This is a genomic window from Endozoicomonas sp. ALB032 (assembly GCF_049310125.1).
Taxonomy (GTDB): domain Bacteria; phylum Pseudomonadota; class Gammaproteobacteria; order Pseudomonadales; family Endozoicomonadaceae; genus Endozoicomonas_A.
Map to the genome: position 1 here is coordinate 57,398 of NZ_JBLYNW010000001.1, position 16,286 is coordinate 73,683.

A 16,286-nucleotide genomic window follows, 5' to 3' on the forward strand; every position below is an offset into this window, starting at 1 on the left:
AAGGCACATCCTATGGTCATACTCTCACCTGCATTCGTTAAAACAGCTGCACAACTATTAATGAGCTTTACGTGAGCCCCCCCTCAGTGCCTATTTATATAGGCCATGGAGACCCATAGAAAAAGCTGACCCGGATGTTGCCATTACAGCAATCGCCTCAAGCCTGCTCTCGGGTGTATCCCGATGGAGAGAAAGCAGTGACTTTTTAGCCGGACAGAAGATGGGGCAAACAGCATTAGTCTGCTCCAGACATTGATCGTCAGTTGTCTTCTTGCAGGCATTGATCCATACAACTACTTCGTAGATTTGCTCCAGCGCATCAGGCAATCTGGCACTGTGCACACATTCAAGGAAGAGACATGTCGATAACTCTAATGACTGATAAGCTAGCTTCCCGACAAAAGGGACAGTCCCTCTGCTCGTTTATAATTCGCTCAGCACAATTCTTGCAGAAACCAGCATGCCCGCAACTTTGTAACAGCATAATGTCTTCCAGTGGTGTGCGACATAGTGGGCATTTTTTGACTGCTCCTGAGGCTCCTCCAACTGCACCAGCTTCCCCCCTCTCGGACTGGATTGCTAATTCCCGTCGCAGTTCGGCTATCAGTTCATTTTGTTGTTGAATGACTTTTGACGCATCCTCATGCTCCGTATCTGTTTCCTCAATATGACCATCACTGTCCGAGCTCTCAGAAGAATCCACTGAGTGGCCCCGCCTTTCTGGCGGTGATACAGGTGTGGGGTCAATACCCAAAATACTGTGTGTAAACTCATGCATACCATTCACGGTAAACATAACGATAGGTACTGGATACGATCGTCCAGCGTGGCAATGAATGACTATATTTCTGTAGACAACATCCAGAAGATCGTATGGCAAGTAATTTATCAACAAGGTTTCCAGAGTCTCTTGCCATTCCCGTCCTGAATTAATGCGCTGGATAGCCGCTGATGCCATTGCAGTTAATCCGATTAAAAGTGCTGTTCCTGCGTCCAATTCAGCTGTATCTAATTGATTGGCAAGACTTTGCGGAGAATGATATTCATTAATATTTACAGAAAGTAATTCACGTTCAAATGCATGATAGTAGCTTGTTCTGGTGTAACTGTTATGCAGCACTTTAAAGTGGTCATATAATTCATTCTGTAAAAGAAAATGGGGACCAAGAAAAGTCATCAGAAATAAATCTTTATTAACATCGTCATAACTGTAATGACTCGCTGTAAATTCAAAATCATAATAATGGAAATAATGTTCACTCCCGCCATTTATACTTTCAGACAAAAAGTTTTTCTCAAAGAGGCTTTCTGCTATTGCATTTATTCTTCGTTTATCTTCGGGGTTTTTCCCATTAGTCCTATTTATATTTATAGTGAATATAAAATTCATTAGTCTCAGCATTCTTTGAATGCGAAGTTTTCGAGATTGTTCAGTCACGTTCACATAATCAAAATAAAAGTTATTCAAACGATTAAAGTCTTGCTCAGAAATCTCGTAATCATCACAGATTTCCAGTCGCTCATCTCCCGATACAGTGTCAGAAGCTAAATTAAGCCTGACAAAACCAATACGAATGTTTTCAAGAGGGGGTATGGCGGGCTGACCTGTGCAACTTTGTTGTTTTTCTGAAGGCGGTTTCCAGTTTTTCTTTTGATGCTGGCGGAATTCTTCAAGGTCATAGGTGTCGTTTGCCAGCCCCTGCTGATAAAAAAACAAAAATACTGAAAACACAAGCATCTTTAAGGCACATTCTATGGTCATACTTCCACCTGAATTCCTTGAAACAGCTGCCATCCGATCTCGACAAATAGCGGGGTCTGAACCCCGCTCGAACGCTTTCTCTTGATAATGGGTACAAACTGACTCTATCGTTCCCATGGAGTCAGAGTATCAGGCAATAAACTTGCACTGCATACACATTCAATGAGGGGGCATTAAGAATATCTTTCTAAATGATTCAGGTTCTTTCCGACAAACAGGACATCCCCTCTGCTCCCGAACAAATCGCTCAGCACAAACCCTGCATAAACCCGCGTGTCCACAAGTTTCTAATAACGTTATTTCTTGCAGTGGTTCGAAACAAACCGGACATTCTATGACTTTTTCTGGGGCTCCTCCCACTGCACCGGCTTCCTCCGCTCTGTGTTGGCTTGCTATTTCCTGTCGTAGTTGGGCTATCAGTTCATTTTGTTGCTGAATGACTATTGACTGATCCTGATGCCCGAAATCCAACGCCTCACCAGGATCCTCGACCTCATTGTCTGAATCCAGTGAATAATCCGATTGATAGTCCAGGCTTTCTGACGATGATGCCGATGATATTGCAGGTTCAGGGTTAATAGCCAAAATACTATGCGTAAAATCTTGCCTGCCACTCAAGGTGTACATAACCGTGGGGACAGGGAAGATGCGTCCATTGTGGCAAAGGCTGGCTAAATTGTTGTAGATAATGGCCAGAAGTTCGTCTGGCAAGTGACTCATCAACAAGGTTTCCAGTGTCTCTGGCCATAACTGTTCTGAATTTAAGCACCGGGAAGCGGCTGGTGCCATTGCGGTTAAGCCAATTAGAAGTGCTGTTTCTGTGTCCAGTGCGGCTGCAGTCAATTGATTGGCAATGCTTTGCGGAGAATTATATTCATTGACATCTCCAGCAAGCAGCTCACAGGAGAATGCTCGACCGTAGCTTTTTTTGGTATAGCGTCTTTGAAGCACGCTAAACCATTCAGACAAGTCAAACCGGGAAAGATAATGGGGACCAAGAAAAGCAAGAAACATCAAGATTAAACCGTTATTAACACCGGCATTATAAGACCTATCGTCTGCTGAAACTGAATGAAAATAAAGGAAATAAGGATTGCTTCGCCCGTTTACATTGTCAGATAAAAACATTTGCACAAAGAGGCTTTTTGCCATTGTATTTATTAATTCTTTCTCTGCCGGGCTTTGTCCCATGAACGTATTCATATTGATATCGAACATACGGTGTATGAGTCTCAGTGCCGTTAGAATATGTGTTTTTCGATAGTTAGGATCACCTATGTTCATATAGTTAAAAAAAAAGTTTAGCAGTCGTTGAAAGTCCTGTTCAGAAACCTCGTAATTTTCACAGATTTCCAGTCGCACATCTCCAAACAAATCGTCAGATTCTAAATTAAGCCTGACAAAGCCAATGCGTATGTTTTCAAGTGGGCCCATGACAGGTCGGCCTGATTGCCTCTGTTTTTTCTTTGAAGGCGGTTTCCAGTTTGTTTTTTGATACTCGCGAAATCTTTCAAGATCATAACTATCGTTTGCCAGCCCCTGGTGAGAAAAAAACAACAACATTGAAAACAAAAGTGTCTTTAAGGAACATGGTCTTACCATACTTTCACCTGTATTCGTTATAACAGCTGCACTGCTATTAATGAGTTTTGTATGAGCGTCCCTGGCAACTACTTATGGTCATAATGACCAATAAAGAAAGCTTATTCTGATGCAGCCGGAGAGATGACAACCCATTTTCAATGAGAAGACATATCTAAAACCCTCTTGTATGATTCCGATTTTACCCGACAAAAGGGACAGCCGGTCTGCTCCCGTATAATTCGCTCAATACAAATCTGGCACAAACCAGCGTGTTCACAACTTTTAAAACCCATTACTTCTTGCAGTGGCTCGTGACAAACTCCACATTTTTTGGTGACTCCTGCTGCTCCTCCAATTGCACCCGCTTCCTCCGTTGCAGTTTGGCTTGACAACTCACTTCGTAACTGGGCTATCAGTTCATTTTGTTGTTGAATGACTATTGATTGATCCTGATGCTCAGGATCCGATACCTCAAGAAAAAACTCAGTCTCTGAACTCTCAGAATAATCCGATCGATTGTCCGGGCTTTCTGACGATAATGCGTGGGGGTCAATACCTATAATACTGTGTGTAAACTCTTGCATACCGCCCGCTGTAAACATAACCATAGGTATAGTGTACGATGACACAGGATGACAATGGTCGTCTATATTGCTGTAGATAACGGCCAAAAGTTCGTCTGGCAAGTGTCTTCGTAACAAAGCTTCCAGTGTCTCATGCCATTCCAGTCCTAAATGCATGTGCCGAAAAGCTGATGCTGCCATTACAGTCAAACCGATTAAAAGTGCTATACCTGCGTCCAATTCAGCTGCTTTTAATTGATTGGCAAGACTTTGCGGAGAGTCATATTCATTGATATTTTCAGAAAGCAATTCACGGTCGAATGCTTGCTCGCAGCTTTTTTCGCTATAGCTATTATGAAGTACGTCAAAGTAGGCATATAAGTCATTCTGAAAAAGAAAGTGGGGCCCAAGAAAAGCAAGATACATCAGGACTAAATCATTATTAACACCGAGAAAATTCGACTGATTTTCTATCGAATCCGGATAGAAATAATGGAAATAAGGATTGATTCTGTCGTTTACCCTGACAGACAAAAACTTTTTTTCAAAAAGTCTTGTTGCTTTTGCATTTGCCAACGGTTTCTTTTCCGGGCTTTGTTTATTGATCATATTTATGTTCATAGCGAATATACGATTCAACAGTCTAAGTACTCTTTGAATGCGATCTTTTCGATGCTGAAGCTCACCCATATTCACATAATCAAAATAAAAGTTGTTCAGCCGATTAAAGTCTTGCTCATCAACTTCGTAATCTTCACAGATTTCCAGCCGTCTATCTCCAGATACATCGTCAGATTCCAGATCGAGTCTTACATAACCAATACGGATGTTTTCAAGTCTGCTCACTGCGGGTTGACCTGTAAGCCTTTGTTGTTTTTTTGAAGGCGGCTGGCAGTTTGTCATATGATGCTGGCGAAATTCTTCAAGGTTATAGGTATCATTTGCCACCCCCTGCTGATAAAAAAACAAAAACACTAAAAACAAAAGCGTCTTTAAGGCGCATAGCATGGCCATACTTTCTCCTTCACTGATTGAAACAGATGTACCACTACCAATAATGAGCCTTGTGTGAGCGTCCTCGGCACATATTTATACTGGCTACGGAGAGCAATAGAAAAAGCTGATCCGGATGTGACCATTGACGCTAATCATATGTAGTCTAGCCTCTGATGTATCCCGATGGGGAGAAAGAACTGACTTTTTTGGCTGAACAAAAAGAACGTTCAGATAACCCTGCCCTGTTCCAGACATTATTTGTCAGCTGTCTTCTTTAAGGCATTAATCCTTACAAGTACTTCGTCGATGTGCTTCAAAGCGCCGGGCAATAGACCGGCACTGTTCACACATTCAGGGTAAAGACATGTCGAGAATCTTCATGCATGACAAGGGTACGTTCCGACAAAAAGGACATTCCCTCTCCTCACGTATGAGTCGCTCAGCACAATTCCTGCAAAAACCAGCGTGTCCACAACTATGTAACGCTACAAGGTCTGTCAGGCGGTCGGTACAAAGTGGGCATTTTTTGGTTTCTGCTGAGGCTCCCCCGACAGCACCCGCTTCCTCCGTTGCGGATTGGCTTGCCAATTCCTGTCGAAGTTGGCCTATCAGTTCATTTTGTTGCTGAACGACGATTGACTGATCCTCGAAATCCGATTCCTCAAGAGAAGAATCACTGTCTGAAAGCTCATGATAATCCACTAAAAATTCCAGACTTTCTAACGATGCTGCCTCCGATAAAGGCACGGGGTTAATACCCACAATGCTGTGTGTAAATATTTGCATACCATACACGGAGTACATAAGCGCAGGTTCAGGGCGTGAGTTTCCAGAGCGGCAATGCCTGGCTATATTGCTGTAGACAATCGACAGAAGCTCGAACGGCAAGCATCTTATCAATACGGTTTCCAGTGTTTGCAGCAATTCCAGTCCTGAATTCATGCGCTGGAAAGCGGCTGATGCCATTGTAGTTAAACCGATTAGAAGCGCTGTGCCTGCGTCCAATCCGGCTGCATTTAATTGACTGGCAAGGCTTTCTGGAGAATGATACTCATCGATATTTTCTGAAAGCAATGCACAATCAAATGCTTGATTGCAGCTTACTCCGGTATATATGTTTTGCATTATCCTAATGCCGGTATACAAGTCATTCTTGGAAAGAAATTGAGGACCAAGAAAAGCAAAAAACATCAGGGCCAGACCGTTGTCAACATCAGCATAACTGGATGAATGTTCGTCAAGAAATATATAGAAATAATTCAAATATGGATTGCTTCTGCCATTTATGTTGACAGACATAAACAGTTGGTCAAAAAGGCTTTTTGCCATTGCATTGATTGACATTTGCTCTGCTCGACTTTGAACAGTAAATCTATTTATATTAATAGCGAATATACGATGTATGAGTCTCAATACACTTTGAATGCGAACTTTTCGACGCTGAGGTTCACCCATATTCACATAATCAAAATAAAAGCTCTCCAGACGTTTAAAGTCTTGCTCAGCAACCTCGTAATTTTCAAAAATTTCCAGTCGCTCATCTCCAGATACATCGTCAGAAGCTAAATTAAGCCTTACAAAGCCAAGACGCATGTTTTCAAGTGGTTTCATGGCCGGTTGACCTGTACTGTTTTGTTGTTTTTCCGAAGGCTGTTTCCCGTTTGTCTTTTTATGATGGCGATATTCTTCAAGGTTGTAAGTATCGTTTGCCAGGCTCTGCTGAAAAAAAAACAAAAATACTAAAAACAAAAGTATCCTTAAGGCGCATAGCATGGTCATATTTTCACCTTCACTCGTTGAAGCTGTACTACTGTTAACGTTCTTTTTGTGAGTTCCCAGGCACATATTTACACAGGCTATGAAGAGCAATTGAAAAAGCGGATCCGGATGTTGCCATTGACAACAATCACATGCAGTCTAGTCCCCAATGTATCCCGATGGGGAGAAAAAACTGGCCTTTTTAGCTGAACAAAAAGAACGTTCAGATAACCCTGCCCTGTTCCAGACGTTACTTGACAGTTGTCTTCTTTCAGGCATTGATTCTTATAAGTACTTCGTCGATGTGTTTCAAAACATCAGGCAATAGACTGGTGCTGTGCAGAGATTCAGCGTAAAGACATGTCGAGAATCTTCATGTATGACAAGGGCACGCTCCGACAAAAGGGACATTCCCTCTCCTCACGTATGAGTCGCTCAACACAATTCTTGCAAAAACCAGCGTGTCCACAGCTTTGTAACGCTATAACGTTTGTCAAGCGGTCGGTACAAAGTGGACATTTTTTGGTTTCTGCTGAGGCACCTCCAACAGCACACGCTTCCTCCTTTTCAGTTTGGTTTGCTAATTCTTGCCTCAGCTCGGCTATCAGTTCATTTTGTTGTTGAACGACTATTGACAGATCCTGATCCCCTGAATCCGAATCATCAACAGAACCCTCGCTGTCTGAACCTTCATTATCTGAAAGCACAATATAATCCACGAGAAAGTTCAGACTTTCTGCCGATGATGCCAATGATAATGTAGATGTAGGGTCAAAACCCAAAATACTGTTTGTAAACTCTTGCATGCTATATAAGGTATACATAACCCCAGGTACAGGGCACGAGCGTCCAGGGCGGCAATGGCAGGCTATATTGCTGTAGATAATGGGCAGAAGCTCGAATGGCGAGCATCTTATCAACAAGTTTTCCAGTGTCTCCTGCGATTCCAGTTCTGAATTCATGCGCTGAAAAGCAGCTGATGCCATTGCAGTTAAACCGATTAGAAGCGCTGTTCCTGCGTCCAGCCCAGCTGCATTTAATTGATTGGCAAGGCTTTGCGGAGAATTATATTCATTGATATTTTCACAGAGCAGCGCACTGTCGAATGCTTGATCGAAGCTTTGCCCGGTATATATGCCAGCCAACATAATAAAGCTGGTAAAAAGTTGTTCCTTGTAAAGAAAGTGAGGACCAAGAAAAGCAAGAACTATCAGAACCAGATCGTTATTAACATCAGCATAATCAGAGAGAGGGGCCTCCGGAATTGAATAGAAATAATTGAAATAAGGATTGCTTTTGCCATTTATGTTGACAGTCGAAAAAAACTGTTCAAAAAGGCTTTGTGCCGTTGTAATGATTATCTTTTTCTCTTCCCGGCTTTGTTCATTGGTCATATTTATATTCATAGCGAATATACGATGTAATAGTCTCAGCATTCTTTGAATGCGAACTTTTCGATATTGAGGATCACCCATTTCCACATAATCGAAATAAAAGTTGTGCAGACGTTTAAAGTCTTGCTCAGCAACCTCGTAATTTTCACAAATTTGCACTCGCTCATCTCCAGACACATCGTCAGAGACTAAATTAAGCTTGACAAAGCCTATGCGGATATTTTCAATAGGGCTCATGCCGAGCTGACCCGTGCATTTTTGTTGCTCTTTTGAAAGCTCTTTCCAGTTTTTTATTTGATGATCGCGAAATTTTTCAAGGCGATAGGTGTCGTTTGCCAGCCCCTGCTGATAAAAAAAAACACTGAAAACAAAAGCGTTTTTAAGGCAAATGATATGGCCATACTTTCACCTGCATTCGTCAAAACAGCTGCACTACTATTAATGATCTTTCTGTGATCTTCCTTAGCACATACTTTTATAGGACATGGAAAGCAATAGAAAAAGCTGATCCGGATGTTGCCATTGATACCAGTCACCTGCAGCCTGGTCTCAGGTGTATATGCCGGGGAAAAGTGCTGACCGCACTGAACAGGAAGGAGAAGCATCAGACTGGCACTGCGCGTACATTCAAGGTAAAGACATCTCAGGAGCCTTCATGTATGACAAAGGTACGTTCCGACAAAAGAGACATTCGCTCTGCTCATATATAAGTCGATCAGCACAAGTATTGCAAAAGCCGGAGTCTTCACAACAATCTAACACGATAATATCTGTCAGTGGGTCGGCACAAAGTGGACATTTTTTGGTTCCTGCCGTGGTTCCTCCGACAGCACCCGTTTCCTCCGTAGCAGGTTGGTCTGCTGATTCCTCCCGTAGTTCGGTTATCAGTTCATTTTGTTGCTTTATGACTATTAGCTGATCCTGATGCTCAGAATGCGGCTCCCCGTCAGGGTCCTCAGCCTGATTGTCTGAACCCTGAGAATAATCCGATTGACAGTCCGGACTTTGAGAAGATTCTGCTTGCAATAATGCAGACTCAGCCGTGTCGTCAATACCCAAAATAACCTGTGTAAACTCTTGCATCCCCTCTACGGTAAACATGACCTCAGGTACAGGCCATGAACGTCCTGCAGGAAAAAGGCCAACCAAACTCCAGTAGACAGTGCCCAGAATCTCGCAGGGTAAGTATCTTTGCAACAAAGTTTCCAGTGTCTCTGGCCATTCCTGCCCTGAGTTGAGGCTCTGGAAAGCTGCAGATGCCATTGCAGTTAAACCAATTAGAAGTGCTGTTTCTGTGTCCAATCCGGCTGCAGTGAAATAACTGGCAATGCTATGTGGAGAATTTTCATTGATATTTTCATAAAGCGATCCACGGGATAATGCCCGATCGTAGCTTTTTTCAGTATAACTGTTACGCAGCACGGTAAAGTAGTTATCAAAATCATTGCTGAAAAGAAAATGAGGACCAAGAAAAGTCAGAAGCATCAGGACTAAACCATTATTTAAACCGACATAATCGGACTGACTTGCTAGCGAATCTAAAGAGAAATAATGGAAATAAGGATTTTTCCCGCCATTTCTCATTTCAGAAGAAAAAAAACATTCGAAGAGGCTTTGTGCTGCAACTCTGATTAGCTCTTTTTTGTCAGGGCTTGCTCCATTGATCTGGTTTATATTTATAGCGAATATATGATGTATCAGTCTCAGTACTCTTTGAGTGCGCATTTTTCGATCATTTTGAGTATCAGTACTGTTCACATAGTTAAAATAAAAGTTGACCAGAAGCCTAAAGTCTTGCTCAGTAACCTCGTAATTTTCACAGATTTCCAGTCGGCCATCTCCAGATACATCGTCAGATTCCATATTAAGTCTGACAAAACCAATACAGATGTTTTCAAGTGGACTCATGGCGGGTTGACCTGTGCAACTTTGTTGTTCTTTTGAAAGCGGTTTCCAGTTTTTCATTTGATACTTGCGAAACTCTTCAAGATCATAGGTGTCATTTGCCAGCCCCTGCTGATAAAAAAACAAAATTACTGAAAACAAAAGCGTCTTTAAGGCATATTGTGGGATCATACTTTAACCTGCACTCGTTAAAAAAGCTTCCTGTTGTTAATGGGCTATGTATCAGCATCCTTGGCACACATTCAGGGCAAAGACATATCGATAAACTTCATGTATGACAAGGGTATTTCCCGACAATAGGGACATTCTCTCTGCTCATTTATAAACCGCTCAGCACAAGTCTTGCAAAAACCGGCATGTCCACAACGATTTAACACTGTAATGTCTGTTAATGGGTCGGTACAAATTGGACATTTTTTAGTTCCTGCTAAAGCGCCTCCGACAGCACCCACTTCTTCCGTTGCTGATTGGTTTGCCAATTCCTGTCGTAATTGACCTATCAGTTCATTTTGTTGCCGAACGACTACTGACTGATCCTGATCCTCAGAATCCGACTCCTCAAGAGCAAACTCATTGTTTGAACCTAAACTATCTGAGCCTTCACTATCTGAAAGCTCAATATAATCCATTAGAAATTTCAGACTTTCGAACGATGATGCCTCCGTTAAAGGTGTGAGGTTAATACCCATAATACTGGATATAAATTCTTGCATGCCATTCACGGTATGCATAAACGCAGGTACAGGGCATGAGCGTCCCGGGCGACAATGCCTGGCTGCATTACTGTAGATAATCGGCAGAAGCTCGTAGGGCAAGCATCTTATCAACAAGTTTTCCAGTGTCTCCTCTGACTCCAGTCCTGAATCAATGCGCTGGAAAGCCGCTGATGCCATTGCAGTTAAACCGATCAGAAGCGCTATTCCTGCGTCCAATTCGGCTGCTTTCAACTGACTTGAAAGGGACTGCGGACAATCATATGCATTGATATTTTCACAAAGCAATGCACGGTCGAATGCTTGATCGCAGCTTTCTCCGGTGTATATGTCAGCCAAGATACAAAAGTAGGTATAAAGTCGATCCCTGGAAAGAAAGTTGGGTGCAAGAAAAGCAAGAAACATCAGGACCAGACCGTTATTAACCCCAACATAATTGCACTGTTTTTCCCCCTGAACTAAATGAAAATAATTGAAATAGGGATTACTTCTGCCATTTATGTTGACAGACAAAAACAGTTGATCAAAAAGGCTTCTTGCCGTTGTATAGACCACCCCTTTCTCTAAGCGGCTTTGACTATTGAACCTGTTTATATTAATAGCGAATATACGATGTATGAGTCTCAATACTCTTTGAATGCGATTTTTTCGAAATTCAGGATTACCCGTGTTCACATAATTAAAATAAAAGTTGGTCATACGATTAAAGTCTTGCTCATCAACTTCGTAAGTTTCACAGGTTTCCAGTCGCTCATCTCCGGATAGGTCATCAGATTCTAAGTTAAGCCTGACAAAGCCAATACGAATATTTTCAAGTGGGCTTATGTCGGGTTGATCTCTGCAGTTTTGTTGCTCTTTTGAAAGGGGTTTCCAGTTTTTCATTTGATAGTTACGAAATTTTTCAAGACGATAGGTGTCGTTTGCAAGCCCCTGCTGATAAAAAAACAAAAACATTGAAAACAAAAGTGTCTTTAAGACACATGTTATAGCCATACTTTCACCTGTATTCGTTAAAAAAGCTACATTGCTATCAGTGAGCCTTATGTGAGCTTCCTTAGCACATATATTTATAGGCTATGAAGACCCATAGAAAAAGCAGGTCTGGATGTTGCCATTGAGGCCAGCCACAGAAAAAAATAAGACACCCATAAAAATAAAAACAAGACCTTCAAAAACTGTATTCCCAAAAAGGATCAGAAAATCTATCTTCAAGTAGCGTATCATTGAGCCACACATCGCCATCCAACGAACAGAGGCTGTTCAAGCCATAATTCAGACAATGCAAATTCATTCCGACATGAGTCGAAGAGAGATAAAGAGAGGGTCTTTGACGTCTTAACTGACTTCTACGCTAACCTATCATATACAAACGACTACAGACATTTAAACCTCGAAGCCACTTCTGTCCGGCTTCAAGTGCATAAGCCTTCATCGCCTCCAGACGGCCAACTGCCCGATAAAAACGATTATTCCATTGCATGGTTTTCAGCCACTCATCCGGATCAATTTCCAGTCTTTCAAGAATACGAGGGATATGCGACGGGATGGAACCTTTCTTATCTGTCCTGACAATGCGGCCACTCCAGTCAACCAGTTCCAGATAGTCGTGAAGAAGGTAGGGAAGGGCAACGTCCGTTTCCTGTCCCTGCAAACAGAAAGGTTTCAGGGTCAGCGGCTGTTTTTTAGTCTCAGAATGTGTAACCTGCTCCACCCGTTCCTGAATCGACGTGTAGTTCGACTCTTCCGGTATTTCTGCCTTTCCAGCCCGAATCGGATTCAAGTCAACGTAGGTCATGCAGGTCAGTAACGCTGCTTCGTCCAGCAATGCCTGGCTTTTAAAGCGACCTTCCCAGAAGCGTCCTTTACACTCGTCTTCTTTATTAGCCTCACGAGCAAGATGTTCATTCAGGCAGCGCATAAACCAGCTGATATCCGCTAAACGACGCCGGTATTCCTCAGCATATTCATCAATACGGGCCAATTCAGCGCTGCCCAGTTTGTCAGCGGCCAGATGCCTTTGCACCAGAAGTGGACCTCTGAACAAGGTCGTCCAACGATGCAGCACTTCATTCCGTGACCAGCTCCTGGCAGATGACTGATTGATGTGCAAAACCACATGATAATGATTCGACATGACAGCGTAAGCGCAAACTTCGATAGCAAAGACTGAAACCAGTTCCTGAAGTTTATCCACCACCCATTGGCGGCGATGCTCGTAATTCTTGCCAGTCAGGTGGTTCTCTCCACAGAGGTAAGCCTGACGAACACATCTTGCCATGCAGTGGTAATAAGGCGTTGAGCCGGGGTCAATCAGAGTATTGCGGGCCTGAGCCATGAACTCACCTGTCTGGGTAAAAAATCAGTGATGGGTGAAAAAGTAGACCAGGTGGATGGGGAAGCAAATTTATGGGTGTCTTTTTTTTCTGCCAAAAAGACAGGAGAGACACCCTGGAGTCAAAAACTGTCATTTTCATAAAATCCAAACAAACCTGTAACATTACTGAAATATTCACCCCCTATCCTTGCACCCATCAAATTTTGAGGTAACAGAAAAATATTTTGCACAACCCACTGACAGATTAAGGCACGGCAAAAGATTTTTCTTTGTAAACGCAAGTACACTCCAAGCGAGTTTCTCGGGGAGAATAGAAGTGAAGTTTCTGAAGTCTATTGTAATGTCCTCCATGTTGGCTGCAGCGTCCTTCTCTGCATCTGCCAAGACAGAAGTTATCAACGGTGCGGGAGCCAGTTTCCCACATCCGATCTATGCCAAATGGGCTGAGGAATACCAGAAAGAAACCGGTATTCGCATCAACTACCAGGCCATCGGTTCCGGCGGTGGTATCCGTCAGATCACTGCCAAAACCGTCGACTTTGGCGCCAGCGACGCACCTCTGAATGAAGAGCGACTGGATAAAGAAGAGATGATCCAGTTCCCAATGGTGATGGGCGCTATTGTTCCAGTGATCAACGTACCTGGCATTGAGTCCGGTGCTCTGAAGCTGACCGGTGAAGTCCTGGCAGACATCTACCTGGGTAAAATAAAGAAGTGGAATGACGAGCGCATCACTGCTCTGAACCCGGATCTTGAGATTCCTGCCCAGGCTATCTATGTCGTCCATCGTTCCGATGGTTCCGGTACCACCTACAACTTCACCGATTACCTGAGCCAGATCAGCTCGGAGTGGAGTGAGAATATCGGCAGAAACACCGACATCACCTGGCCAAAAGCAGCTACCACTATCGGTGGTAACGGTAACGCTGGTGTCGCCAACTTCGTGGGCCGTACCCGTGGTGCTATCGGTTATGTAGAATATGCCTTTGCAAAACAAAACGACCTGACCTACACCCAGCTGGCCAGTGCTGATGGCAAGTTCCTGAAGCCAAGCATGGAAACCTTCCAGGCTGCCGCTGCCAATGCCGACTGGGAGAATGCTCCGGGCTTCGAATTGCTGCTGAACAACCAGCCTGGTGCTGACTCCTGGCCTATGACAGCAGCGACCTTCATCCTGATGCATAAAGATCAGGCTGACGCCGAGAAAGCTGAGCAAATCATCGACTTCTTCGAGTGGAGCTACGAGAAAGGCGGCGAACTTGCAGAAGGTCTGGACTACATCCCAATGCCGGAAAGCGTAGTTAACATGGTAGAGAATGTCTGGAAAGAAGACTTGACTAGCAACGGACAAACCATTATCAAGTAACCGGTTATTCTAGCCTTTCTTAAACAGGAAACGAACGACAGCTGATCAGCATAGCGCTGGTCAGCTGTCTTGTTGTAGCTTATGCTTTTAACTGCGATGCCCAGCGCTATAAAGGGTGACTCAATCTTCTACAGACTGAGCTTCACCAGCGCCATTCTGATTTTTCTGGTGTTGATCGGGATTATCCTTTCCCTGATCGACGGCGGTTGGCTGGCTCTCTCCGAGTTTGGCCCCGGCTTTGTATTTCGTAATGTCTGGGACCCGGTAAACAGTGAGTTTGGTGCCGCATCTGCTATTTATGGCACCCTGGTTTCTTCGCTTATCGCCATTATTATTGCCATTCCTGTCGGTCTGGGCACGGCGATCTTCCTGGCCGAGCTGGCCCCCGACTGGATCAGTCGCCCCGTGAGCATGGCCATTGAGCTGCTGGCCGCTGTACCCAGTATTATTTACGGTATGTGGGGTCTTTTTGTCTTCGCACCCTGGTTCTCAGAAGGCTTCCAATTCTGGGCACTGGAAAACCTGGTTGGCCTGCCTCTGATTGGCCACTGGTTTGACGGTCCCCCCATCGGTATAGGTCTACTAACGGCGGGCATCATTCTGTCGTTCATGATTTTGCCCATTATTACGGCTTTAACTCGTGACGCCCTGAAAACCATTCCCAATGTGGTCAGAGAAGCAGCATACGGTGTTGGCGCTACGCCCTATGAAGTCATTACCCGAGTGCTGCTGCCAAGTATCAAGAATGCCGCAGTGGGTGCCGGAATCCTCGGCCTGGGTCGTGCCCTGGGAGAAACCATGGCAGTTGCCTTTGTAATAGGCGGCGCCAACCGTATAGAGACTTCACTGTTCATGCCTGCGAGCTCTATTTCTTCTACGATTGCGCAGCAGTTCAACGAAGCGACTAATGAGATGCACATCTCGGCTCTGATCAGTCTGGGCCTGGTACTGTTTGTACTCACCTTTATTGTGATGGGTACTGCCCGTCTGCTGTTGAGGAAGCGATAATGCCAGTCAGGAAACTCAAGAACTACGCTTTCATCGGCTTCTGTACCTTCTGTGCACTGTTTGGCCTGGTGGTTCTGGCCAGCGTACTATACAGCCTGGTCGGAAAAGGTATTTCCGGCATGGGTCTGCATGTCTTCACCGAACTCACTCCCGGACCCGGTAGCCACGGTGGCCTGAAAAACGCCATTGTTGGCAGTTTGATTCTGACCGCTCTTGGTATTCTGATCGCCGCACCTCTGGGTGTATTGGCTGGTACCTGGCTGTCTGAATCCGACAAGAGTTCAAAAATTGCTGAAGCACTGCGCTTTCTCAACGGTATGTTGATGAGCGCACCTTCTATTCTGGTCGGCCTGTTTGTCTACAAGGTTGTGGTGGTCACCACCGGCTCCTTTTCTGGTTGGGCAGGTGCCATTGCACTGGCTATTCTGGCACTGCCCATTATCGTCAGCACCACAGAAGAAATGCTGCGCCTGGTTCCCACCACCTTGAAAGAAGCAGGTAGCGGACTGGGCGCTCCGCGCTGGCGAGTCATTACCCAGCTGTGCTATCGGGCAGCCGGCCCCGGTATTATGACCGGTATTCTGTTGTCTGTAGCGCGGATTACCGGTGAAACAGCCCCCCTGTTGTTTACCGCCCTCAACAGTAACTTCATGAGCACCGATCTGGACAAGCCTATGGCTAACCTGCCGGTGACCATTTATCAGTATGCTATGAGCCCTTTTGAATCCTGGAATCAACTGGCCTGGGCCGGCGCACTGCTGATAACCGTATTTATTCTGATTATCAATATTCTGTCCACTGCTTTACCGCGTTGGATCAAAGCTCGAAAGGCAGCCAAATGAACATGAACATTGCTACTGCTCCTGCGGCTACAGAAAGCCTGAGTCAAATCAAGACAGAAT

At 44.3% G+C, this 16,286-nt stretch carries 12 protein-coding genes; 4 read left to right on the top strand and 8 right to left on the bottom strand.

Annotated elements, in window-relative coordinates:
- The first annotated feature begins 252 nt into the window (after positions 1-252).
- Positions 253-369, top strand: coding sequence for a hypothetical protein (locus tag ACO6VG_RS00180; RefSeq protein ID WP_422135037.1), 117 nt, complete (start codon positions 253-255; stop codon positions 367-369).
- On the opposite strand, the gene ACO6VG_RS00185 is transcribed toward ACO6VG_RS00180, so the two are convergent.
- The 8 genes from ACO6VG_RS00185 to ACO6VG_RS00220 all read right to left on the bottom strand — a co-directional run bounded on the left by ACO6VG_RS00185 (position 347) and on the right by ACO6VG_RS00220 (position 13,010).
- Positions 347-1,762, bottom strand: a complete 1,416-nt coding sequence (locus tag ACO6VG_RS00185) for an RING finger protein (protein ID WP_422135038.1) — start codon at positions 1,760-1,762, stop codon at positions 347-349. The genes ACO6VG_RS00180 and ACO6VG_RS00185 overlap by 23 nt on opposite strands.
- Positions 1,763-1,921: 159 nt before the next feature.
- Positions 1,922-3,196, bottom strand: a complete 1,275-nt coding sequence (locus ACO6VG_RS00190; protein WP_422472178.1) for an RING finger protein — start codon at positions 3,194-3,196, stop codon at positions 1,922-1,924.
- Between the two features lie 305 nt (positions 3,197-3,501).
- The gene (locus tag ACO6VG_RS00195) at positions 3,502-4,923 is read right to left on the bottom strand and encodes an RING finger protein (protein ID WP_422472180.1); all 1,422 of its coding nucleotides are present in this window, start codon (positions 4,921-4,923) and stop codon (positions 3,502-3,504) included.
- 333 nt (positions 4,924-5,256) lie between these two features.
- Entirely contained in the window at positions 5,257-6,684 is a 1,428-nt protein-coding gene (locus tag ACO6VG_RS00200; RefSeq protein WP_422135041.1) for an RING finger protein, read from the bottom strand.
- A gap of 326 nt (positions 6,685-7,010) precedes the next feature.
- Positions 7,011-8,294 (bottom strand): RING finger protein, encoded by a 1,284-nt coding sequence (locus ACO6VG_RS00205; protein WP_422135042.1) that lies wholly within the window; start codon positions 8,292-8,294, stop codon positions 7,011-7,013.
- A 390-nt stretch (positions 8,295-8,684) separates the two neighbouring features.
- On the bottom strand, positions 8,685-10,133 hold the full coding sequence (locus ACO6VG_RS00210; RefSeq protein WP_422135043.1) for a hypothetical protein: 1,449 nt from the start codon (positions 10,131-10,133) through the stop codon (positions 8,685-8,687).
- Between the two features lie 71 nt (positions 10,134-10,204).
- Entirely contained in the window at positions 10,205-11,668 is a 1,464-nt protein-coding gene (locus tag ACO6VG_RS00215) for an RING finger protein (protein ID WP_422135044.1), read from the bottom strand.
- 358 nt (positions 11,669-12,026) lie between these two features.
- The gene (locus ACO6VG_RS00220; protein WP_422135045.1) at positions 12,027-13,010 is read right to left on the bottom strand and encodes a transposase; all 984 of its coding nucleotides are present in this window, start codon (positions 13,008-13,010) and stop codon (positions 12,027-12,029) included.
- 316 nt (positions 13,011-13,326) lie between these two features.
- On the opposite strand from ACO6VG_RS00220, the gene pstS reads away from it, so the two are divergent.
- From pstS to pstA, 3 genes are all read left to right on the top strand, one after another.
- The gene (pstS, locus tag ACO6VG_RS00225; protein ID WP_422135046.1) at positions 13,327-14,376 is read left to right on the top strand and encodes a phosphate ABC transporter substrate-binding protein PstS; all 1,050 of its coding nucleotides are present in this window, start codon (positions 13,327-13,329) and stop codon (positions 14,374-14,376) included.
- Between the two features lie 81 nt (positions 14,377-14,457).
- Positions 14,458-15,384: a phosphate ABC transporter permease subunit PstC gene (pstC, locus tag ACO6VG_RS00230; RefSeq protein WP_422135047.1), complete on the top strand. Its 927-nt coding sequence runs from the start codon at positions 14,458-14,460 to the stop codon at positions 15,382-15,384.
- Positions 15,384-16,226 (top strand): phosphate ABC transporter permease PstA, encoded by an 843-nt coding sequence (gene pstA / locus ACO6VG_RS00235; protein ID WP_422135048.1) that lies wholly within the window; start codon positions 15,384-15,386, stop codon positions 16,224-16,226. The genes pstC and pstA overlap by 1 nt, the downstream gene beginning before the upstream one ends.
- Positions 16,227-16,286 lie beyond the last annotated feature (60 nt).